General features: G+C 61.5%; 23 protein-coding genes. 10 read left to right on the forward strand and 13 right to left on the reverse strand.

Going from position 1 to position 20,112, the window contains the following annotated elements; genetic code table 11:
* Nucleotides 1-183: 183 nt before the first annotated feature.
* The 4 genes from B5G12_RS09035 to B5G12_RS09050 all read left to right on the forward strand — a co-directional run bounded on the left by B5G12_RS09035 (nt 184) and on the right by B5G12_RS09050 (nt 3,915).
* Nucleotides 184-687, forward strand: coding sequence for an N-acetyltransferase (locus B5G12_RS09035; RefSeq protein WP_087232552.1), 504 nt, complete (start codon nt 184-186; stop codon nt 685-687).
* A 76-nt stretch (nt 688-763) separates the two neighbouring features.
* Nucleotides 764-1,864: a dipeptide epimerase gene (locus B5G12_RS09040; RefSeq protein ID WP_087324676.1), complete on the forward strand. Its 1,101-nt coding sequence runs from the start codon at nt 764-766 to the stop codon at nt 1,862-1,864.
* 248 nt (nt 1,865-2,112) lie between these two features.
* Entirely contained in the window at nt 2,113-2,967 is an 855-nt protein-coding gene (locus tag B5G12_RS09045) for a transketolase (RefSeq protein ID WP_087232546.1), read from the forward strand.
* A 3-nt stretch (nt 2,968-2,970) separates the two neighbouring features.
* Nucleotides 2,971-3,915 (forward strand): transketolase family protein, encoded by a 945-nt coding sequence (locus tag B5G12_RS09050; protein WP_087324677.1) that lies wholly within the window; start codon nt 2,971-2,973, stop codon nt 3,913-3,915.
* Nucleotides 3,916-4,207: 292 nt separating this feature from the next.
* On the opposite strand, the gene B5G12_RS09055 is transcribed toward B5G12_RS09050, so the two are convergent.
* From B5G12_RS09055 to B5G12_RS09080, 6 genes are all read right to left on the reverse strand, one after another.
* On the reverse strand, nt 4,208-4,783 hold the full coding sequence (locus B5G12_RS09055; RefSeq protein ID WP_087324678.1) for a DJ-1 family glyoxalase III: 576 nt from the start codon (nt 4,781-4,783) through the stop codon (nt 4,208-4,210).
* A gap of 19 nt (nt 4,784-4,802) precedes the next feature.
* Nucleotides 4,803-5,108 carry a YerC/YecD family TrpR-related protein gene (locus tag B5G12_RS09060; RefSeq protein ID WP_087232537.1) on the reverse strand — a complete coding sequence of 102 codons (306 nt, stop codon included), beginning with the start codon at nt 5,106-5,108 and terminating at the stop codon, nt 4,803-4,805.
* A gap of 111 nt (nt 5,109-5,219) precedes the next feature.
* A complete protein-coding gene (locus B5G12_RS09065; protein ID WP_087324679.1) occupies nt 5,220-5,711 on the reverse strand; it encodes a GNAT family N-acetyltransferase in 492 nt (163 codons plus the stop codon).
* Nucleotides 5,712-5,739: 28 nt separating this feature from the next.
* Nucleotides 5,740-6,420 (reverse strand): pentapeptide repeat-containing protein, encoded by a 681-nt coding sequence (locus B5G12_RS09070; protein WP_158099707.1) that lies wholly within the window; start codon nt 6,418-6,420, stop codon nt 5,740-5,742.
* On the reverse strand, nt 6,420-6,941 hold the full coding sequence (locus tag B5G12_RS09075) for a nitroreductase family protein (RefSeq protein WP_087324681.1): 522 nt from the start codon (nt 6,939-6,941) through the stop codon (nt 6,420-6,422). Before B5G12_RS09075 ends, B5G12_RS09070 begins: the two co-directional genes overlap by 1 nt.
* A gap of 157 nt (nt 6,942-7,098) precedes the next feature.
* A complete protein-coding gene (locus B5G12_RS09080) occupies nt 7,099-7,833 on the reverse strand; it encodes a UTRA domain-containing protein (RefSeq protein ID WP_087324682.1) in 735 nt (244 codons plus the stop codon).
* Between the two features lie 428 nt (nt 7,834-8,261).
* Here B5G12_RS09080 and trxA point away from each other — a divergent pair, with 428 nt between their 5' ends.
* The 6 genes from trxA (at nt 8,262) to dnaJ (ending at nt 14,468) form a co-directional block, all read left to right on the forward strand.
* Nucleotides 8,262-8,573 (forward strand): thioredoxin, encoded by a 312-nt coding sequence (gene trxA / locus B5G12_RS09085; protein WP_087232525.1) that lies wholly within the window; start codon nt 8,262-8,264, stop codon nt 8,571-8,573.
* A 148-nt stretch (nt 8,574-8,721) separates the two neighbouring features.
* Nucleotides 8,722-9,264 carry a stage V sporulation T C-terminal domain-containing protein gene (locus tag B5G12_RS09090; RefSeq protein ID WP_087232522.1) on the forward strand — a complete coding sequence of 181 codons (543 nt, stop codon included), beginning with the start codon at nt 8,722-8,724 and terminating at the stop codon, nt 9,262-9,264.
* A 211-nt stretch (nt 9,265-9,475) separates the two neighbouring features.
* Nucleotides 9,476-10,531 (forward strand): heat-inducible transcriptional repressor HrcA, encoded by a 1,056-nt coding sequence (gene hrcA, locus B5G12_RS09095; protein WP_242955990.1) that lies wholly within the window; start codon nt 9,476-9,478, stop codon nt 10,529-10,531.
* A gap of 12 nt (nt 10,532-10,543) precedes the next feature.
* The gene (locus B5G12_RS09100) at nt 10,544-11,194 is read left to right on the forward strand and encodes a nucleotide exchange factor GrpE (RefSeq protein WP_087324683.1); all 651 of its coding nucleotides are present in this window, start codon (nt 10,544-10,546) and stop codon (nt 11,192-11,194) included.
* Between the two features lie 98 nt (nt 11,195-11,292).
* On the forward strand, nt 11,293-13,125 hold the full coding sequence (gene dnaK / locus B5G12_RS09105) for a molecular chaperone DnaK (RefSeq protein ID WP_087324684.1): 1,833 nt from the start codon (nt 11,293-11,295) through the stop codon (nt 13,123-13,125).
* Between the two features lie 173 nt (nt 13,126-13,298).
* Entirely contained in the window at nt 13,299-14,468 is a 1,170-nt protein-coding gene (dnaJ, locus tag B5G12_RS09110; protein WP_087324685.1) for a molecular chaperone DnaJ, read from the forward strand.
* Nucleotides 14,469-14,561: 93 nt separating this feature from the next.
* On the opposite strand, the gene B5G12_RS09115 is transcribed toward dnaJ, so the two are convergent.
* From B5G12_RS09115 to B5G12_RS09145, 7 genes are all read right to left on the reverse strand, one after another.
* Nucleotides 14,562-14,993: a hypothetical protein gene (locus B5G12_RS09115; RefSeq protein ID WP_087324686.1), complete on the reverse strand. Its 432-nt coding sequence runs from the start codon at nt 14,991-14,993 to the stop codon at nt 14,562-14,564.
* Between the two features lie 176 nt (nt 14,994-15,169).
* Nucleotides 15,170-15,496 (reverse strand): hypothetical protein, encoded by a 327-nt coding sequence (locus B5G12_RS09120; RefSeq protein ID WP_087324687.1) that lies wholly within the window; start codon nt 15,494-15,496, stop codon nt 15,170-15,172.
* Nucleotides 15,497-15,653: 157 nt separating this feature from the next.
* Nucleotides 15,654-16,040, reverse strand: coding sequence for a hypothetical protein (locus tag B5G12_RS09125; RefSeq protein WP_144064126.1), 387 nt, complete (start codon nt 16,038-16,040; stop codon nt 15,654-15,656).
* 106 nt (nt 16,041-16,146) lie between these two features.
* Nucleotides 16,147-16,539: a hypothetical protein gene (locus B5G12_RS09130; RefSeq protein WP_087324689.1), complete on the reverse strand. Its 393-nt coding sequence runs from the start codon at nt 16,537-16,539 to the stop codon at nt 16,147-16,149.
* A gap of 193 nt (nt 16,540-16,732) precedes the next feature.
* Nucleotides 16,733-17,917, reverse strand: a complete 1,185-nt coding sequence (locus B5G12_RS09135; RefSeq protein WP_087324690.1) for a DHHW family protein — start codon at nt 17,915-17,917, stop codon at nt 16,733-16,735.
* A gap of 12 nt (nt 17,918-17,929) precedes the next feature.
* On the reverse strand, nt 17,930-19,348 hold the full coding sequence (locus B5G12_RS09140) for an MBOAT family O-acyltransferase (RefSeq protein ID WP_087232497.1): 1,419 nt from the start codon (nt 19,346-19,348) through the stop codon (nt 17,930-17,932).
* A 74-nt stretch (nt 19,349-19,422) separates the two neighbouring features.
* On the reverse strand, nt 19,423-19,995 hold the full coding sequence (locus B5G12_RS09145; protein WP_087324691.1) for a DUF4358 domain-containing protein: 573 nt from the start codon (nt 19,993-19,995) through the stop codon (nt 19,423-19,425).
* Nucleotides 19,996-20,112: the final 117 nt, after the last annotated feature.

Raw genomic sequence — 20,112 nt, forward strand, 5'->3', positions numbered from 1 at the left:
CGATGGTGGGGATGTTTTTCTTTTTTGTCCAACTCCCGACACAAAAAGATGGAATTTTCAGTAAAAATGTAGTATACTGATTTCATGCCAGCCGGGGCACTGCGGCCCCGGTACAGGGAGAGCAAACCATCCTCGGGCGCTGTGCGCTCCCATTGCAAGTTTGACAGAGAAGGTGGAGGATTCATGTTTCGTGGAGCAAACCGGTTTGAACTGGATCAGATCATGGAGGTCTACGCCCGGGCCAGGGCTTTGATGGCCCAGAACGGCAACCCGACCCAGTGGGGGGACAACTATCCTTCACGCCAGCTGATCGAGGAGGACATCCTGTCCAACCGGCTGTTCGTCTGTGTCATCAACGGCGAGCTGGAGGCCGTCTTCGCTTTCATCCTGGGCGAAGACCCTACTTATAAAAAGATCGAGGACGGCCAGTGGCTGGCCAACGGGCCTTATGGCACCCTGCACCGGCTGGCGTCGGCCGGCCATCGCCCCGGCGTGGCCCGGATGGTCATTGAGTGGTGCCTGGAGCACTGTGAGAGCCTGCGGGCCGACACCCACGCCGACAACAAGATCATGCAGCACGTGCTGGAGTCCAACGGCTTCACCCGCTGCGGCATCATCCATGTGGCCGACGGCAGCCCCCGCATCGCTTACCAGAAGCTGGGGGTCCATCAGCTGGCCCACGATTGAACTTACATCCCAAAGGGACGGCGATCGCCGTCCCTTTTCCTGCTTTGCAAGTGTTTGAAACAAAGGAGGCCCTGCTATGAAGATCACGCAGGTACGTCTTGGTAAATTGTCCGTACCCCTGCGGGTGCCCTTCAAGACCGCGCTGCGCACCGTGGACCGCGTAGAGGACATCGTGGTGGAGCTGCACACCGACACCGGCGCCGTGGGCTATGGCGAAGCGCCCCCCACCGGCCCCATCACCGGGGACACCGCCGGCGGCATCATCGGGGCCGTGCGGGAGCTGATCGCCCCGGCCATCCTGGGCCGCGAGGTGGATGACCTGGAGTCCGTCACCGCCCTGGTGCAGAGCGCCGGGGTGCACAACACCAGCGCCAAGGCCGCTGTGGACATGGCCCTGTGGGACCTGTACGGCCAGCTGCACCGCATCCCGGTGCACAAGCTGCTGGGCTCGTCCCGGCGCACCCTGGTCACCGACATCACCATCAGCGTCAACCCGCCCCAGCAGATGGCCCAGGACGCCCTGGACGCCGTGGCCCGGGGCTACGACTGCCTGAAGGTCAAGGTGGGGGCCGACCCGGCCCTGGACACCGCCCGTCTGGCGGCGGTGCGCCAGGCGGTAGGGGACGAAGTCTGCATCCGGATCGACGCCAACCAGGCCTGGACCCCCCGGCAGGCGGTCCGCATCCTGAACGAGATGCAGGACCGGGGCCTGGGCCTCGAGCTGGTGGAGCAGCCCGTGCCCGCCCGGGACCTGGAGGGCCTGCAATACGTCACACAGCACAGCTGGGTGCCGGTGATGGCGGACGAGAGCGTCTTTTCACCCGCCGATGCGCTGCGCATCTTCCAGACCCGGGCGGCGGACTACGTCAACATCAAGCTGATGAAATGCGGCGGCCTGACCAACGCCCTGCGCATCGCTGCGGCCGCCGAGATCTGTGGGGTGGAATGCATGATCGGCTGTATGCTGGAGGCCAAGATCGCCGTCAACGCCGCCGTGGAGCTGGCCTGCGCCCGCAGCATCATCACCCGGGTGGATCTGGACGGCCCGGTGCTGTGCAGCACGGACCCGGTGGTGGGCGGCGCCCGCTTTGACGAAAAGCGGATCACCGTTTCGGACGCCCCCGGCATGGGCATCCAGGGCATCCAGCCCGGCTATCTGACCTATCTGGAACCGTGATCCCGCGCCCCGGCGGCCTGCCGGGGCTTTTTGGCGCTCCGAACGCCGTGCATTTTCCACAAAAAAACAACGGCTTCAGCACGAATTTCCCCGCCGCTGTACATTTTGACAAAATCATCTTGACCTTTTAGGGCAGAATAGATAATATTAGATTGGAATACAGCGTGTCTCCGGCATTCCGGTTTTTTTGCCCGCCGCGAGGGCGGGCCCTTCGGGGAGACGAACCAGTGCAAATGGAAGGACGATCTATGACAAACGCAGAAAAACTTGCCCTGCAAAAACACGCCTGCCGCATCCGCATGGGTGTGATCGAAAGCACCCACAGCGCCAAAAGCGGCCATCCCGGCGGCAGCCTGTCCATCGCGGAGGTGCTGTCCTTTTTGTACTTCCGGGAGATGCGGGTGGACCCCGCAAACCCCGCCTGGCCTGAGCGGGACCGGCTGGTCCTTTCCAAGGGCCATGCGGCCCCAGCCCTCTACGCAGCCCTGGCTGAGCGGGGCTTTTTCCCCGCCGAGGAGCTGCTGACCCTGCGCAAGATCGGCAGCCGCCTGCAGGGCCATCCCAACATGAACACCGTCCCCGGCGTGGATATGTCCACCGGCAGCCTGGGCCAGGGCATTTCCTCTGCCTGCGGCATGGCCCTGGGCGCCAAGGTCAAGGGACTGGACCAGGTGCGGGTCTACGCCATCATGGGCGACGGCGAGATCGAGGAAGGCGAGTGCTGGGAGGCCTTCATGTTTGCTTCCCACTACAAGCTGGACAACCTGTGCGTCTTTTTGGACCTGAACCATCTGCAGATCGACGGCCCCATTGAAAAAGTCATGAACAGCGCCCCCCAGGACAAAAAGCTGGAGTCCTTCGGCTTCAAGGTACTGTCCGTGGACGGCCACGACCTGGACCAGATCGAAGCGGCGGTGGAAGCTTTCCACGCCGAAAAGGGCCGCCCCACCTTCATCATCCTGAACACCACCAAGGGCAAGGGCGTCAGCTATATGGAAAACAACGCCAACTGGCACGGCAAAGGCCCCGGCGATGACGACTACCGCACCGCCATGGACGAGCTGAACGCCGCCATGGCCCGGCTGGAAAAGGAGGAGTGCTGACCTATGGCAGAAGTAAAGAATATCGCGACCCGCGACAGCTATGGCCGCACCCTGCAGGAGCTGTCCGCCCAGCACCCCGACCTGGTGGTGCTGGACGCCGACCTGTCGGTTTCCACCTGCACCGCCATGTTCCAGAAAGTGGCCCCCGAGCGCTTTTTTGAGTGCGGCATCGCCGAGGCCAACATGATCGGCGTGGCCGCCGGCCTGTCCACCATGGGGCTGACCCCCTTTGTGTCCAGCTTTGCCATGTTTGCCGCGGCGCGGGCCTATGAGCAGATCCTCAACTCCATCGCTTACCCCCGGCTGAACGTCAAGATCGGCGCCTCCCACGGCGGCATCTCGGTGGGCGAGGACGGCGCTTCCCACCAGTGCTGCGAGGACTTTGCCCTGATGCGCTCTCTGCCCGGGATGACCGTCATCTGCCCCTCGGACGACGTGGAAGCCTGTGCAGCCGTGCGGGCGGCCTACGCCATGCGGGGCCCGGTGTATCTGCGGTTCGGCCGTCTGGCGGTGCCCGTCTTCCACGACGCGGCCACCTACCACTTTGAGATCGGCAAGGGTGAAAAGGTCACCGACGGCAACGACATCGCCATCATCGCCACCGGCCTGGAGGTCAACGAGGCGCGCATCGCCGCCGGCCACCTGGCCGAGCAGGGCATCGGCGCCCGCGTGATCAACATCCACACCATCAAGCCTCTGGATGAGGAGATCATCCTGGAGGCCGCCCGTGACTGCCGCAGGGTCATCACCTGCGAGGAGCACAGCGTCATCGGCGGCCTGGGCGAAGCGGTCTGCTCGCTGCTGAGCGAAAAGCTGCCCACCCCCGTGCGCCGTGTGGGCATCCAGGACAAGTTCGCCTGCTCCGGCCCCGCATGGGACCTGATCCACGCCTTTGGCCTGGACGCCGCCACCATCGAAAAGACCGCCCACGAAATGCTGGGCTGCTGATAACAGCAAAAAAGAGCCGCTGCTTTAGCGTGTCGAAAACGACACGCTTTAGGGGGAACCTATTTCTGCCTGCTGCGCAGGTCAGAAATCCTTTCCCCCTAATATCCCCCTTTTGGACAAAATTCAGCGCTGAACCGCGCACTCGCCGCAAAGCGGCTCGCACACTCTCAGTGCTGAATTTCCCTGTATGTGTCCTGTCCATCCGCACATGTCGGCTGGACAGGACTTTTTTGACAGTTTGAAAGAGCCGCTGCTTTCGGGCAGCGGCTCTTTTGCGTGTTGGAACAACAGTTCACTTGTGGGAAGCGTACAGCAGGCTGTGCTTGTAGGCGATGGCCTTCTGGATGCGGGCGGCCTCATCGGGGCCTGCCAGCTGGCGCACCAGCTCCAGTCCAAAGGGGATGGCGCCGCCCAGGCCATAGCTGGTGGTGATGGAGCCATCCACCACCACTTCCTGGTTCAGCACGGCGGCGCCTGCCAGCTTGTCCTGGAACGCGGCATGAGCGGTGGCCTTCTTGCCCTCCAGCAGGCCCAGGTCGGCCAGGATGCTGGGGGCGGCGCAGATGGCCGCCACCTTCTTGCCCTGGGCCGCAAAGGCCTTGACGGTGTCGCAGACGGTCTGGTTGGCCGCCAGGTTGGGCGTGCCGGGGATGCCGCCGGGCAGCACCACCAGGTCCACCCCGCTGTAATCCACATCCTCGGCCAGGGCGTCGGCGGTCAGGGTGACGCCGTGGCTGCCGGTCACCTGCAGGCTGCCCGAGGCCGAGGCCACCACGACCTCCACCTTGGCCCGCCGCAGCAGGTCCACCACCAGAAGCGCCTCGCACTCCTCGGTGCCCTGGGCGAAAAATACAACTGCTTTGCTCATTGGGGTTCTCCTCCTGTCTTTACTCCCCGGCATCAGGGGCGGCCGGACGTTCTTCTTCCACGAACTGCCGCAGGACGCTGCCCTGCGCACACAGTACCCGGTTGACCCGGCTGATGATGGCGCTGGACGCGCCGGTCTTTTCCTTGATGTCGGTATAAATGCGTTTGTCTGCAAGCATCTCGGCGATGTCGTAGCGCTGCTCCATGGCGCTCAGCTCGGAATAGCTGCATACGTCCTGGAAAAAGCGGTAGCACTGCTCTGGCGTCTCGAGCTTGAGGATGGCCTGGTACAGGCCCGATTTGCCGGTCGGATGATCTTTTGCCATGATAATGTCCTCACTGGTCAGATGGCGCCCGGGGGGCGCTTCATTGCTTTAGTGTAAGTGTAAACCAAACCGGCCAAAAATGCAATGCTGAATTGCTGAAAAAATGCAAAATCAGAGGAATTTTTCCATCGGGGTCAGATCCATCCGGATGCCGCCCTCGTCCACCGTCTCGGGCGCGCCGGGACGGTAGCCCCGCTCCTTGAAAAAGGCGATGACGGGGAGGGCTTTGGTGTGCACATGCAGCCATACCCGGCCCTTGCCGTCGCTGCGGGCCAGACGCTCGCAGGAGGCCAGGATATCCCGGCCCAGGGCCTTGCCCCGGTACTCGGGCAGCAGGTACAGGTGCAGCAGATGCAGGGCGGTGTTCTCCATCTTCCAGGCAAAATAGCCCACGGGCTTGCCGCCCAGCTGCACCACGAAATAGTTGGCCTGGCCGTCGATGTCCTCCTCGATGGCGTCGGCGCTTTGCAGCCGCTGCACCAGGGCATCCAGCTGTTTGGGGGGATAGAATTTCTTGTAGCATTCCTGCCACAGAGCGGCGGCAAGGTCGGCGGTGAGGTGGATATATTTGGCCTTGGCGACCAGCTTGTAATCAGGCTTCATAACGTTCCTTTCAGCGTTTGGTGGGTTTTCAGCGGATGTCCAGTCCCAGCAGCCGGGCGAGGACTGCGGCCTGGATGGGGTCCACGATGGCGCCCCGCAGCTCCCGCAGGGATTCCCCGGCGGTCAGGCCGTCCAAGCGGCAGCTGCGCAGGTCCAGCCCCCGCAGGCTGGCCCCGGTGACGCAGGCCCCCGACAGGTCCACGTCCTCCAAAACCAGCTGTTTCCAGCGCAGCTCGGCCAGATTGGCCCCCGCCAGGCTGGTGCGCAGGAGGCTGGCGTGCTCCAGGACGCCGTCGTCCAGGCGCAGGGCCTCCAGGCGGCTGTCGGTGCAGGACCAGTCCTTCAGGCGGCTGCCCGACAGGTTGGCCCCCAGGGCCTTGACCCCCTGCCAGGCGCAGCGCTGCCAGCTGCCGTCATACCCCTGCGCCCCCGACAGGTCGCAGCAGCGCAGGATGCAGTCGGTCAAGGCGGCCTTGCGCAGGCCCGCCCCGGTCAGGCGGCAGTCCTCCAGCAGGCAGCGGGACAGCGTCAGGCCGTCCAGCTCCTCCCCCGACAGGTCCGCGCCCCGCACCCAAAGCCCGGCGCCCTCATCCTCCGCCCCTGCCAGGGCATACAGGCGGGCCGCCCCCTCGGGACCTTCCAGCAGGACCAGACCCTGGCCGCCGGCGGGCAGGGCAGGGGCTGCGGGCAGTCTGTCTTTCCGGCCCATCACACCCGGACGATGTAGTCCGCCTTGCGGGGGGCCGCCGGCTTGGGCTGGGCGGCGGGGTAGCCCAGGATGCAGAAGCCTACCCCTTCCCAGTCGCCCTGGATGCCCCATGCTGCCAGCAGGTCCTTGCCCTCCTGGGTGTCGAACATCTCCCGGGCCCGGTTGATCCAGCAGCTGCCCAGCCCAAGGCTGGCGGCGGCGTTCATCAGATTGCCCATCACCAGGCTGCCGTCCTGCTGGGCGGTGGGGCGGTGGGCGTCGGCGATCACCAGCAGATAGGTGGGCGCCCCATACATGGGGTCGCCGGTGGAGCCCATGACGGCGGCGTTCATGGCAGACAATTTGGCGCGGGTGGCCTCATCCTGGATGACAACGATCCTGGGGCTCTGCAGCCCTTTGGCGGTGGGGGCATAGGTGCCCGCCTCCAGCACGGCGTCCAGTTCCTCCTCCGTGATCTGCTTGGGCAGGTAGGCGCGGCAGCTGCGGCGGTTCTTCAAAGTTTCAAGGGTTTCATTGGTCATGGTACAGGCCCTCCTTTGGTCTTGGAATGCGGGGCAAAACCGCCCCGGCACGTCCAGTATACCGCACAAACGGGCAGAACGCAAATCAAAAAGGAGCCGGGCTGCTCGAGGTGCAGCGGCTCCTTTGCTTTTGAGCCATGATGCCATGGCAAATGGGTCACTCGGCTTTCTTGCCGCGGCGGCTGGCCGTGTCCTGAAAGCGGAAATATTCCGGATGATAATGGGAGACGGTGTATTCAAACAGGATGCCGTCGGCATTGAACGCCTGGTTGGTCAGCACGGCCAGGCAGTCAAAGCCGCCCATGTCCAGGTACAGCCGGTCGGCAGGGGTGGCCCGCTCCACCGTGATGGTCCGCTTGCTGGTCATGATCTGAATGCCCAGCTCCTTTTCCAGATAGGCATAGATGGACTGTTCGGCCGCCTCCGGGGTCAGGGTCTTGACCACCGACCGGAGAAAGTAGCTCACATCCAGGATCAAAGCCCGGCCCTCCACCACCCGGACCCGTTCCACATGGTAGACGTCCACTCCAGGCGGGAAGCCGCTGGCCGCAGCCAGGGCGCTGTCGGTCTGGGTCATGGAGAAGTGCACCACCCGCGTCTGGTAATGGGTCCGGCAGCGCGCCGCCGTCTCATGGAAGCTCTCCATGCGGCCCAAGGTGAAGGGGGCCCGGGCTGCAGGGCGGTAGAGTACACGCACCCCCTTGCCCTGGATGGCCTGGACATAGCCCCCCTCGATCAGCCCGGCCAGGGCCCGGCGCACCGTGTTGCGGGAGCAGCCGTACACCGACACCAGGGTGTTCTCGGAGGGCACAAGGGACTGGTAGGGATAGTCCCCCTGCTCGATCTTGTTTTTAAGGTCACGATAGATATCACCGAATTTGGAACGGGGCATAAAGGCCTTCCTCTCTGCCGCCTGCCTGGGCCCCCGGCGGTGCGGTATGGTTTCAAACTGGGACCGGCGGGGTTGTTCAAAAAGCGGATGAGGCGGGAAACGTCCGCTGTTTTTACTGTTACAAGTTTACAGCAAAAACTTGCAAAAATCAACCCGCAAATTTGTGCGGCCTGACAAAAAGTGAGAAAAAATCCCGAAAACTTTATTTTTAGTATTGACTTGTGTGCACAGGTGTGCTATTGTTTAAAGTAGTATGCTTGTATGAACAAGGATACTTTTTCCTCCTGTTTTGACGCCAGGACGCCCGTTTTGCGCGGCTCCCGCCATCGGTGACACAGTTACGGAACGAGCGGGCCCTTTCCGGTTATACTGTAACCGTAAACAAGACGCCGCGCCATACGCGCTGAGATACTGGGAGGTAGAAGGAAATGTCTGTTGTTACCATCAACAAAGAGAATTTTAACACCGAAGTGCTTCAGAGTGACAAGACCGTCCTGCTGGACTTCTGGGCAAGCTGGTGCGGCCCCTGCCGCATGCTTTCCCCCGTCGTGGACCAGGTGGCCGAGGAACGCCCCGACGTCAAAGTCGGCAAGGTGAACGTGGATGAGCAGCCCGAGCTGGCAGCCCAGTTCGGCGTCATGAGCATCCCCGCTTTGCTGGTGTTCAAGAACGGCAAGCTGGTCAACCAGTCGGTGGGCAGCCGGCCCAAAGCGGGCGTCCTGGCTCTGCTGGACGTATAAGACGTATAAAAGATACCAAAAGACCTTTGCACCATTTAAAGCGCCCTGCGAAAGCAGGGCGCTTTTCGGTTCTGCCGGGTATAAATCCCCTTTTCTTACAGATACTATCCATCACAGGCCCTATAAAAAGGAAAGTGAGGAAAACAACATGAAAGCAACCGGCATTGTCCGCCGCATCGACGAGCTGGGACGGGTGGTGATCCCCAAGGAGATCCGCCGCACCCAGCGCATCCGCCGGGGAGACCCCCTGGAGATCTTCACCACCGGCGATGGGGAAGTCATCTTTAAAAAGTACTCTCCCATCGGGGAGCTGCACAGCACCGCCAGCCAATACACCGATGTGCTGAACAAATGCTTTGCCATGACCGCCTTTGTCTCGGACCGGGACCACATCATCGCGGTCAGCGGCACCGGCCGGCGGGAGATCGCGGACCGCAGCGTCAGCCAGCCCCTGGAAAAGCTGATGGAGAGCCGCAAGCCCTATCTGAACGAGGGCAGCCCGGAACAGGCCGTCCTGCCCTGTGAGGGTTCGGATCGGGCCATCCTGTGCGCCTGGCCCATTGTGGCGGCGGGGGACGTCACCGGCGCCGTCGGCCTGCTGACCGAAGACCGCAGTGAAAAGCCCGACGCCGCCCACCAGAAGGCGGTGTCGGTGGCGGCGGCTTTTCTGGCCAAACAGATGGAGGAGTGAACCCGACAGCGTGCCGGGCTGCGGGCCTTTGGGCCTGCGGCCCGTTTTTTGCGCCTTGGGTCAAAAGGCGGAGATTATGACAGAATTGAAAACTTTTTTGCCATCCCCTTGACAGCGCGCCTGTTTTGCATATAATAAACTTAGCACTCAGAGATAAAGAGTGCTAAGACATCCACAAACAAACGGACACAGGACAGGGAGGCGGGACAGCATGGCAATGGATGAGCGCAAGCAGCGGGTGCTGCGGGCAATCGTATCCCTCTACAGCGTAGAGGGGGAGCCAGTGGGCAGCAGCGTCCTTGCCAACTACTTTGATATGGCGGTATCCAGCGCAACGCTGCGCAATGAAATGGCCGCCCTGACACGGCTCGGCCTGTTGGAGCAGCCCCACACCAGCGCGGGCCGGGTGCCCAGCGCCAAGGGTTACCGCTATTATATCGACCACCTTCTGGATGACAGCCAGCCTCTGGACCGTGTGACCCGGGCCCGGGTGGACAGCGTGTTCGCCAGTCTGGACCACGAACCGGACCGTCTGGCGCAGGGCTCCGTCAAGGCGCTGGCCCAGATGAGCGGCTACACCGCGGCGGTCAGCACGCCCTGTGCCGACGACCTGTGCATCGCCCACTTTGAGGTGGTGCAGGTAGGCCGCAGCGCCGCCGCCGTCCTGGCGGTGACCACCGCCGGCTATGTGCGCACCCGGGTGGCCCGGGTGCGGGAGGGCCTGACCCGGGAGAACGCCGCGCAGCTGGCGTCCCTGCTCAACCACAGCCTGACCTTTGTGGCGGCGGTGGACCTGACCCAGCGGAGGCTGGCCGAGCTGTGCAGCCAGATCAGCCCCACCCTGGTGCCGGTGGTCAGCGCAGCGGCCGCCATCCTGGAGGAATCCGCCACGCCCAGGGTCTACCTGGGCGGCGAGCCCTTCCTGCTGGACTGGCCCCAGCTGCAGGGCGGGGTGCAGCAGATCCTCACGCTGCTCAACGACGAGGCCGCAGCGGCCCGGCTGATCACAGCTCCCGCCGAAGGCACCAGCGTCCTGCTGGGAGAGGATATGGACCCCCGGATCCCCGGTCTTTCGGTGGTCAGCTGCCGGTATCTGGCCGGGGGCGGGCTGTTCGGTTCGGTGGCCCTGGTGGGTCCCACCCGGATGCCCTTCAGCAAAGTGATCCCCCTGCTGGAAGCCTTCGCCGACGAGCTGGGCGAGGGGATGGCAGGCAAACGCAAAGAAGCACCACAGGCCGCCGTGCCCCGGCGGACCCGTCATATATAAGGAGGAGCGCAGATGAGCGAAGAAACCAAAAAGGCCCCCGAGGCCGGGGCCCCCGAACAGGCGCCTGACACCGGCGTAAAGGAGGAAGCAACCCAGCAGGCCGCTTCTCCCGAGACCGGGACGGCCGATCCGGCCGGCGCCCCCAAGGAGGAGCCCAAAGAGGACGCCAAGAAAAAGGACGGATGGTTCAACAAAAAGAGCCGGGAGCTGGAGGGCGTGAAAGCCCAGCTGGCCGCCGCCGAAAAATCCGCCGCCCAGGCCAAGGAACAGCTGCTGCGGATCGCCGCCGAATACGACAACTACCGCAAGCGCACCACCCGGGAGGCCGACCAGAAGTTCAACGACGGCATCTCCTATGCGGTGAACCAGATCATCCCCATCCTGGATACCCTGGAAATGGCCGCCAACGCCCCCTGTGCCGACGAGAACTACAAGAAGGGCGTCACCATGACCCTGGAGAAGGCCGCCAAAGCCTTCCACACCCTGCGGGTGGAGGAGATCGAGGTGCTGGGCAAGCCCTTCGATCCCAACCTGATGAACGCCGTGCAGCAGGTCCCCGCCCAGGAAGGGCAGGAGAGCGGCACGGTGGTCACCGTCTACCAGAAGGGCTACAAGCTGGGGGACAAGATCGTCCGCCATGCCACCGTCGTGGTGGCCGAGTAGTCCGCCCCGTCAAAAGATCTTTCCGTGATACGATCGCGTTTTACGCATAGAAATCAGCAAGACAAACAAGCATGAGCTTTGAGAGAGGAGCCTTTATTATGAGCAAGATCATTGGTATCGACCTTGGTACGACCAACAGCTGCGTCGCCGTGATGGAAGGCGGCGAGCCCGTCGTCATCCCCAACGCCGAAGGCGCCCGCACCACCCCCTCGGTGGTGGGCTTCACCAAGACCGGCGACCGCCTGGTGGGCCAGGTGGCAAAGCGCCAGGCCATCACCAACCCCGAAAACACCGTTTCGTCCATCAAGCGCAAGATGGGCACCAACGAAAAAGTCACCCTGGGCGGCAAGGAGTACACGCCCCAGCAGATCAGCGCCATGATCCTGCAGAAGCTGAAGGCTGACGCCGAGGCTTACCTGGGCGAGACCGTCACCGAGGCCGTCATCACCGTGCCCGCCTACTTCAACGACAGCCAGCGCCAGGCCACCAAGGACGCCGGCACCATCGCGGGCCTGAACGTCCGCCGTATCATCAACGAGCCCACCGCCGCATCCCTGGCCTACGGCATCGATAAGGAAGACGACCAGAAGATCATGGTCTACGACCTGGGCGGCGGCACCTTCGATGTGTCCATCATTGAGATGGGCGACGGCGTCACCGAGGTCCTGGCCACCAACGGCGACACCCACCTGGGCGGCGACGACTTCGACCAGCGCATCATCGACTGGATGGCAGACGCCTTCCAGAAGGAGAACGGCATCGACCTGCGCAAGGACAAGATGGCCGCACAGCGCCTGAAGGAGGCCGCCGAGAAGGCCAAGATCGAGCTGTCCAGCGCCATGACCACCCAGATCAACCTGCCCTTCATCACTGCGGACGCCACCGGCCCCAAGCACCTGGACATGACCCTGACCCGGGCCAAGTTCAACGAGCTGACCGCCGACCTGGTGGACCGCACCATGACCCCCGTGCGCAAGGCTCTGGCCGACGCCGGCCTGCACGCCTCTGACCTGAAGAAGGTCCTGATGGTGGGCGGCTCCACCCGTATCCCCGCCGTCTACGACGCGGTCAAGAAGGAGCTGAACTGCGAGCCCTTCAAGGGCATCAACCCCGACGAGTGCGTGGCCATCGGCGCTGCCATCCAGGGCGGCGTGCTGCAGGGCGACGTCAAGGGCCTGCTGCTGCTGGACGTCACCCCGCTGAGCCTGGGCATCGAGACCCTGGGCGGCGTGTGCACCAAGATCATCGACCGCAACACCACCATCCCCACCCACAAGAGCCAGGTGTTCTCCACCGCAGCCGACAACCAGCCCTCCGTTGAGATCAACGTGCTGCAGGGCGAGCGTGAGTTTGCCCGCGACAACAAGAGCCTGGGCGTGTTCCACCTGGACGGCATCGCACCGGCTCCCCGCGGCGTGCCCCAGATCGAGGTCACCTTTGATATCGACGCCAACGGCATCGTGAAGGTCAGCGCCAAGGACCTGGGCACCGGCAAGGAACAGCAGATCACCATCACCGCTTCCACCAATATGTCCAAGGAGGATATCGACAAGGCCGTCAAGGAGGCCGAGCAGTATGCCGCCGAGGACAAGAAGAAGCGCGAGGAGATCGACATCCGCAACGGCGCCGACCAGATGGTCTTCCAGACCGAGAAGATGCTGAAGGAGAACGGCGACAAGCTGCCCGCCGATGTCAAGAGCGAGGCTGAGAGCAAGCTGAGCGACCTGAAGAACGCCCTCCAGTCCGGCAGCATCGACGACATCAAGTCCAAGCAGGACGCTCTGAGCCAGGTGTTCGAGCGGATGTACCAGGCCGCAGCCGCCGCACAGCAGGCCGCAGGCGCAGCCTCCGGCCCCGATACCGGCAGCAATGGCGGCAGCAGCAAGCCCAACGATGACGGCGTCGTGGACGCCGACTTCAAGGAAGTCTAATCAAGCGGATCATGCACTGGCTCTCCGGCCAAACCGGCGGGGGCACAGGCTGAAAGGGGAGCGCCGGCGCCTGCCGGCAGCTGCCCGCAAAAGGCAAAGCCGCTCCGGTTTTCCGGGGCGGCATTTGCCGGTTTTACAGGCCAGCGCGGCTGGCAGGCGAGAGGTGAGTGGAAATGGCACAGGAAAAACGTGATTATTACGAAGTCCTGGGTGTGTCCAAAACAGCCACGGATGAGGAGATCAAAAAGGCCTACCGTAAGCTGGCTTTGAAATACCACCCGGACTACAACCCCGGCGACAAGAGCGCCGAGGAAAAATTCAAGGAGATCAACGAGGCCCACGAGGTCCTCTCCGATCCCGAGAAGCGCAAGCGCTACGACCAGTTCGGCTTTGCCGGGGTAGACCCCAACTATGCGGCCAGCCAGGGCGGCGGGGCAGGCGGTTTCGGCGGCTTTGGCGGGATGGACTTCGGAGACATCTTCGGGGATATCTTCGGGGGCAGCTTCGGCGGCTTTGCGGGCGGGTCCCGCTCCAACCCCAACGCCCCCCGCAAGGGCCAGGACATCCGGGTACGGATCACCCTGACCTTTGACGAGGCGGTGCACGGCTGCAAGAAGAACATCACCATCACCCGGCAGCAGGCCTGCACCGAGTGTGGCGGCACCGGCGCGGCCCCCGGCACCAACCCCGAGACCTGTCCCGACTGCGGCGGCCGCGGCTACACCATCCAGCAGCAGCGCACCCCCTTCGGCGTGATGCAGAGCCAGCAGCCCTGCCAGCGCTGCGGCGGCAAGGGCAAGCTGATCCGCACCCCCTGCAAGGTGTGCCATGGCAGCGGCAAGGTATCCACCAAAAAGACGCTGGAAGTCAGCATCCCCATGGGCATCGACGATGATCAGAGCTTTGCTTTGCGCGGGATGGGCGACGCCGGCTCGAACGGCGGCCCCGCCGGCGATGTGATCGTCATGGTCACCGTCAAGCCCAGCGACCTGTTCCAGCGGGACGGCTACGACGTGTGGGTCACCGTGCCCATCACCTTCAGCCAGGCGGTGCTGGGGGATAAGATCACCGTACCCACCATTGACGGCAAGGTGGAATACACCCTGCCCGAGGGCACCCAGAGCGGCACCACCTTCCGGCTGCGCAGCAAGGGCATCCAGTACCTGAACGGCCGGGGCCGGGGGGATATGTACGTCAAGTGCGACGTGGAGATCCCCAAAAAGCTGAACAAAGCCCAGCGGGACGCCCTGAAGAAGTTCGAGGACCTGATGAAGGACGACAACTACGAAAAGCGCAAGGGCTTTTTCCGCAAGCTGAAGGACATTTTGAACAGCAACAAATAACGCACATAAAAACCCGGAGGCAGCGTGTCAAAACGGCACGCCGCCTCCGGTTTTTATGTAGATTTAGCAGGCAATTCCAATGGTTTTAAACTTTTAGGCCACAGAAAGCGTAACGTATGCCCCCTGAACTTTGGGGATGGTTCTTTGAGCTCCCAAGACAGTTGTATACGTCTGCGTTCCTGCACCCTGACCATAAATCGTCACATGGTCATTTTCCAGGATGGTAGGCCCATTGCCCTTAGGCATCGTAACAAAGACATGCTGCGAAAACTCAAAGCCAGTGCTCATATCCAACATATAAACATAATAGCTTCCATTATCTACGACCTGAAAAACCTTACCGGAAACGCTGATATAAGTATTCCGGAAAGAATCCGTGTTGCGAGCCAAAGTATCATAATCCACCTGGACACAAACAGCTTTGTATTCTTCCAAACTCATTGTGGGCCGACCAACTCCGCCGCCGCATGCAGCCAAAGAAAGCACCAGCACAAATGCGCAAAGCATTGACGCAATTTTTTTCATGATATTTTCCTCCTTACACCATTGAATTGCTTTTCATAAAAATATCACATTTTTAACACAAAGTCAAGTCCATCCATAACTCTTATCGGAGTCAAAATAATAAAGGGCGGCGACCCGCCGCAAAAGTCAGGTCGCCGCCCAGTTCTAATCTGTACAATCAGACAAAAGACTCTCCATCAGGAGAACACAATCAAAGCATTGGGAATCAGCCAAATAACACTCAGGCAAGAACCAACAACACTGATAGCACAAGCCACATCATACAGCATATTGACAGTGCTGGTCTCCATATGAGCAGACAGAGCATCCAAGCCAGTATTCAGCCATGTGTCGGGATTCTGCTTGCGATAATCGCGGACAGCAGTAATTCCCTTAAACCAACCATAGAAGGGAACAAACCAAGCGCAAAATGCCTCTACAGCAGTAGCGCCACCGGTGGTGTAGGTCATCTCTTCTCCAGACATGACATTGTAATTGGCCGGCATACGAATAGTCATTTCCATAGTAATACTCCTTTCATTACATTCCGCAAAATAATTATTATAAACGACTGCTTTCTTACAATCGCTTATTACACCTCACAAACAAATGAGCGGTAGCCCCTGCCCCATGGGGCTAGGGGCTACCGCTCTAACTAGTCCTTTGGTAGACGCTCCCTACTCAAGCAGTGAGCATGGCTGCTGCGGTGCCAATCAGGCCATAGGGGATACCCACGCCGCCAACCAAGATGGTGCCGCCAATAGCAGTAATGGTAGCAGCAATGCTGCGGACAGCATTCCAAGCCGAGCTGCCAGTGTAATCGACCCAAGTCTGGATGGCATTTTCAATATCGGTGCCGATGTTGCCGGTCTTGTTGACAGCATACCAGCTGCGGGCGCCGCCCAGCATATCCAGCCAGTTGACAACCATCACGCCGGTCAGGATCCAGCTGGCCACATCACCGGCCAGATAAAAAACGCCAAGATCAATCGCACCACCGGTGGTGTAGGTCATCTCTTCCTCGCTCATAACATTGTAGTTAGCGGGCATACGAACGTTCATTTCCATAATAACACTCCTTTTCTTTGCAAAGGTTAATTTTTATTGTAACGGCACATTCCAGCTTCCAACTGGAGAAGGTCCCAGCAGAAATGCGTCCGTTTGCAAACAGGGATCAGATGATCAGCAGGACGGGGATGCTGATGGGCCACAGGGCCACCACCATGCCGGCGGCTACCAGATCGCGCGCGAAGTAGGACACCGACTTGGACATATCAGCGCCCAGATCGTCAACAGCCCGGCCCAGGATGGTGAAGATGTTGCCGTCCGCGTTGTTGTCCAGCCAGCGGTTGGCCTGCTGGAGGCCCCAGATGTAGCTGGAACCCAGGACCACGACACCCACCACGCTGGCCACAGTGCCCAGCGTGCCCAGGGTCTTGTTGGTGGCATCCACTGCATCGTCCACCGCGTTGCCCACGTCCTCAAACAGGCTGCCGCCGTTGAGATAGACCATTTCGTCCTCTGCGATGGGGGCGAAATGCTCAGGATAACGGATCTTCTGTTTCATAGGTAAAATCTCCTTTGCTTACAAGGGCCGCGACAGGAAAACCGGCCGCAAAACAGATTCCCTCACGTATCCGGGGTTCACGCTCATTTTACCACATTGTGAGAGAATGCTCAAGAGTTTCCATTCAAAAAGGTTAAAATTTAGGCTTTTTCTATAAGTTGCAGCCCTTATCTTTGTGAAAACCGGAAGCCTTTTATCCCTCGATCCCCGCCCGGTAGAGGTAGGGGTCGCTCTTGAAACTGTCAAAGCTGTACAGCACCAGGATCTGGTCATACTGGTTTTCCTGGATCAGGGCATCCAGACCGTAATTGTAGTTGCGCAGGTCGATGACATCGATATCCGCATAGTTGGCGGTGAGGAAGGGCACCAGGGAATTGGCATAACTGTCCTTGATCACCAGGATGCGGCCCTGGCCTTCCCCTTCCACCCGGCTCAGGCCGTTGTTGCCGTGCAGGAAAGCCGCGTACTTGTCGTAGGCGTCCAGCTTGGCGAGGTCATACAGGCCGGTGGTCTGCCCTTCGCCGGGCATCCCTGGCCCGGTCACCTGGTAGATGGTCAGGGGGGCGTCCAGCTGGTAGTAGGTCAGCACATCGGGCCGGGCGTTCCAGGTGCGGGCCCGGGAATAGAAGGTGCCGTAGAAGTTTTCCACCTCCACGGCGGTGTGGGCCGACCGGTCAAAGGGGACAAGCCCCAGCGTCTGGCACAGCTGGTCGTAGGCGTAATAGGCCCCCAGGGTGGTCCAGTGGTGGTCGGTGCGGTAGTAGATATACTCGTCCTTGTGGGCCTCGAGGGCCTCCTGCAGGGGGATAAAGGTCCCGCCGGCCTGCTCGACCGCCGCCCGGATCTGGGCGACGTAGCTCTCCTCCGACAGCAGCGGCGCCCCTGCGGGAACCCGCTCGGGATAGACAGCCGCCGCCGAGGGGGCTACCATGGCGTACACCTTGCCGGGATAGCGGCCCGCCAGGGCAGCCACCGCCGCGATATTCCGGGGCAGGGTGCGCTCCTCGCTGGAGACAAGGCCGTAGGTACGGTCGAACATCTGTCCGCCGGCCCCCAGCAGCACCCCGCCGCTCTGGGTCTTTTGGAGCAGGGTGGTCTCCACAAAGCTCTGCAGCCCGATCCAGGCGTCGCGGCCGGGGATCTGGTCTTTGGTGTACTGGGAGTAGCTGTTGAAAAAGTCGTTCAGGCCGCGGGCGGTCAGGATCTGCGCGGTGACGGCGGGGCGCTGGGTCAGGGTGGTGTTTTCCAGCTCGCTGATCCGGCGGTCCGGGGTGATGCCGTCCAGCAGGAACACCCCCGCAAAAAAGGCAGTGAACAGGATCAGCACCGGGTAGCGGCCCAGTGCCCGCAGCCCGCCGGGCTTTGCGTGTTTTTCCATAGGGGCGCCTCCTTAAAAGTTGAAGTAGAGGAAGGGGCTGTTGGTGCTGCCCACCACATAGGCGGTGGAGACCACCAGCAAAAGCCCCACCGTCAGCACCCGGGTCCAGCTGCGCTTTTTCAGCTTGTCCCACAGCTTTTCGATCAGGGGGGTGCAGCAGATGAAGGACACCACCAGCAGAACGCCGTAATTGCGCAGGAAATACAGCGGCGACACGCCGCCGCTGGGCACGAACAGCTTGCGGAACAGCAGCCCGAACTGCACGCCGGGGTCGTTGCCCACGAACATGGCCCAGCCCACCACCACAAAGAACAGGGTGTAGATATGGGGCCACACCCGGCCCTTTTGCAGGTGCTTGAGCAGGAACAGTTTTTCCGCCGCCAGAAGCACGAAATAATACAGGCCCCAGCAGATGAAGTTCCAGTTGGCGCCATGCCAGATGCCGGTGAGCAGCTCCACGATGAACAGGTTGAAGATCTGCCGCCTGAGCCCCTTGCGGTTGCCGCCCAGGGGGATATACACATACTCACGGAACCAGCTGGACAGGGTCATATGCCAGCGGCGCCAGAATTCGGTGATGGAGGCCGAGATATAGGGATAGTTGAAGTTCTGGGGGAACTCGAAGCCCATCATCTTGCCCATGCCAATGGCCATCATGGAATAGCCCGAAAAGTCGAAATACAGCTGGAAGCTGTACGCCAGGATGCCCAGCCACACCAGCGGGGTGGAGGCGTTGGCCAGCCCCACAAAGGTGACCGAGGCGTCGTCGGCCACCCCGATGATATCGGTCCACAAGGCGCCCACCGCATCGGCCAGCAATACCTTTTTGGCCAGGCCGAAGGTGAAGATGGTCATACCCTCCTCGATCTGGGACAGGGAATAGCGGTGCTTGTACACGTGCAGCTGGGCCGCCACGTCCCGGTATTTGACGATGGGGCCGGCGATCAGCTGGGGGAACATGACCACATAGGCGCCGAAATCGATGATGTTCTTTTCCGAGCCGACATCGTGGCGGTAGACGTCGATGGTGTAGGACAGCGTCTGGAAGGTGTAGAAGCTGATGCCCAGCGGCAGCACGCTGATCCCCTCGATGGGGGCAAAATGAGTGCCCAGCAGGGCATTGACGCTCTCCAGCACAAAATTGGCGTATTTGAAATAGAACAGCATCCCCAGGCTGCCCACCAGAGCCGCCACCAGGAACACCCGCTGCCAGCCCCGCCGGCCCTCGAAATGGGCGATGGCCAGGCCGCACAGGTAGTTGATGAGGATCAGGCTCAGCATCACCGGGAAGAACCGCACTTCGCCCCAGCAATAGAACACCAGGCTGCAGATAAACAGGACGGTGTTCTTGGCCCTGGCCGGGGCGATATAATAGGCCGCCAGGGTGAAGGGCAGGAAATGGAACAGGAAGATGATCGAACTGAATATCAAGGTGGTGTCTCCTTCTCACAGGCCAGAATCAAAGAAGAGCCCATGCCATGGGGCATCGGCTCTGGGGCAGACGCTTACTGGGCGTACTGGTCCATGACGCTGTCGACAGCGCCGGAGATATCGCCGGTGGACTCGTTGGACGCAATGACCATCACCACCAGGTCGTCCCGGCCCGAGATGACGGCGTTTTCCACATTGGACTGGGCCTGGCCGAACTCGGCATAGTTGCCGTAAAAGGCCACCTGGTCCTGCTTGTAGGTCTGCAGCTGCTCGCAGATGGCTTCCGACTTGCCCGCGGCGGGCTGGATCACCAGCACCAGGCCCGCGTCGCCGTTGTCGTTGCTGCGCACCCCCTTGTAGGCGGTCACATCCTCCGCGGCCAGGCCGAAGTCGTACTCGATGTTCATGGCCGCGATCTCGAACTGGTTGGAGATGGGGTTTGTCTCCAGCAGCTGGCTGACGATGGCATCCAGGTCCACCGTGCCGTTTTCGGCGGTACGGGCGCCGGAGCCGGCATCAGCCGAGGAGGCGGGCGCCGTGCTCTGGGCGCTGGAAGCAGTGCTGGAAGAAGACCCGCCGCAGCCCGCCAGAAGGGCGGCACACAGGGCAAGGGCGGTCACGGAAAGCAGAAATTTACGTTTCATCATGGCAAGATTCCTTTTCTTTCTCATCAGTCTATCCATTCTGCACCAGGGGGCGCCGCCGCACGCCGCACGCCGCCGGCAGACCCGGCCTGCGCGCCTTTTCTGGGATACAAGAAAAGG

Origin of the sequence: Faecalibacterium sp. An58 (assembly GCF_002161515.1) — a bacterium.
Classification (GTDB): Bacteria; Bacillota; Clostridia; order Oscillospirales; family Ruminococcaceae; genus Faecalibacterium; species Faecalibacterium avium.

Excerpts from the sequence above, each read along its gene's own strand:
- hrcA (WP_242955990.1), top strand. The coding sequence starts at position 9,476 with ATGGCAATGGATGAGCGCAAGCAGCGGGTGCTGCGGGCAATCGTATCC.
- B5G12_RS09115 (WP_087324686.1), bottom strand. The coding sequence starts at position 14,993 with ATGAAAAAAATTGCGTCAATGCTTTGCGCATTTGTGCTGGTGCTTTCT.
- B5G12_RS09055 (WP_087324678.1), bottom strand. The coding sequence starts at position 4,783 with ATGAGCAAAGCAGTTGTATTTTTCGCCCAGGGCACCGAGGAGTGCGAG.
- B5G12_RS09040 (WP_087324676.1), top strand. The coding sequence starts at position 764 with ATGAAGATCACGCAGGTACGTCTTGGTAAATTGTCCGTACCCCTGCGG.
- B5G12_RS09125 (WP_144064126.1), bottom strand. The coding sequence starts at position 16,040 with ATGGAAATGAACGTTCGTATGCCCGCTAACTACAATGTTATGAGCGAG.
- B5G12_RS09145 (WP_087324691.1), bottom strand. The coding sequence starts at position 19,995 with ATGATGAAACGTAAATTTCTGCTTTCCGTGACCGCCCTTGCCCTGTGT.
- B5G12_RS09090 (WP_087232522.1), top strand. The coding sequence starts at position 8,722 with ATGAAAGCAACCGGCATTGTCCGCCGCATCGACGAGCTGGGACGGGTG.
- dnaJ (WP_087324685.1), top strand. The coding sequence starts at position 13,299 with ATGGCACAGGAAAAACGTGATTATTACGAAGTCCTGGGTGTGTCCAAA.
- B5G12_RS09060 (WP_087232537.1), bottom strand. The coding sequence starts at position 5,108 with ATGGCAAAAGATCATCCGACCGGCAAATCGGGCCTGTACCAGGCCATC.
- B5G12_RS09075 (WP_087324681.1), bottom strand. The coding sequence starts at position 6,941 with ATGACCAATGAAACCCTTGAAACTTTGAAGAACCGCCGCAGCTGCCGC.
- B5G12_RS09065 (WP_087324679.1), bottom strand. The coding sequence starts at position 5,711 with ATGAAGCCTGATTACAAGCTGGTCGCCAAGGCCAAATATATCCACCTC.
- B5G12_RS09135 (WP_087324690.1), bottom strand. The coding sequence starts at position 17,917 with ATGGAAAAACACGCAAAGCCCGGCGGGCTGCGGGCACTGGGCCGCTAC.
- B5G12_RS09050 (WP_087324677.1), top strand. The coding sequence starts at position 2,971 with ATGGCAGAAGTAAAGAATATCGCGACCCGCGACAGCTATGGCCGCACC.
- B5G12_RS09120 (WP_087324687.1), bottom strand. The coding sequence starts at position 15,496 with ATGGAAATGACTATTCGTATGCCGGCCAATTACAATGTCATGTCTGGA.
- B5G12_RS09100 (WP_087324683.1), top strand. The coding sequence starts at position 10,544 with ATGAGCGAAGAAACCAAAAAGGCCCCCGAGGCCGGGGCCCCCGAACAG.
- B5G12_RS09035 (WP_087232552.1), top strand. The coding sequence starts at position 184 with ATGTTTCGTGGAGCAAACCGGTTTGAACTGGATCAGATCATGGAGGTC.
- B5G12_RS09130 (WP_087324689.1), bottom strand. The coding sequence starts at position 16,539 with ATGAAACAGAAGATCCGTTATCCTGAGCATTTCGCCCCCATCGCAGAG.
- B5G12_RS09045 (WP_087232546.1), top strand. The coding sequence starts at position 2,113 with ATGACAAACGCAGAAAAACTTGCCCTGCAAAAACACGCCTGCCGCATC.
- B5G12_RS09080 (WP_087324682.1), bottom strand. The coding sequence starts at position 7,833 with ATGCCCCGTTCCAAATTCGGTGATATCTATCGTGACCTTAAAAACAAG.
- dnaK (WP_087324684.1), top strand. The coding sequence starts at position 11,293 with ATGAGCAAGATCATTGGTATCGACCTTGGTACGACCAACAGCTGCGTC.
- trxA (WP_087232525.1), top strand. The coding sequence starts at position 8,262 with ATGTCTGTTGTTACCATCAACAAAGAGAATTTTAACACCGAAGTGCTT.
- B5G12_RS09070 (WP_158099707.1), bottom strand. The coding sequence starts at position 6,420 with ATGGGCCGGAAAGACAGACTGCCCGCAGCCCCTGCCCTGCCCGCCGGC.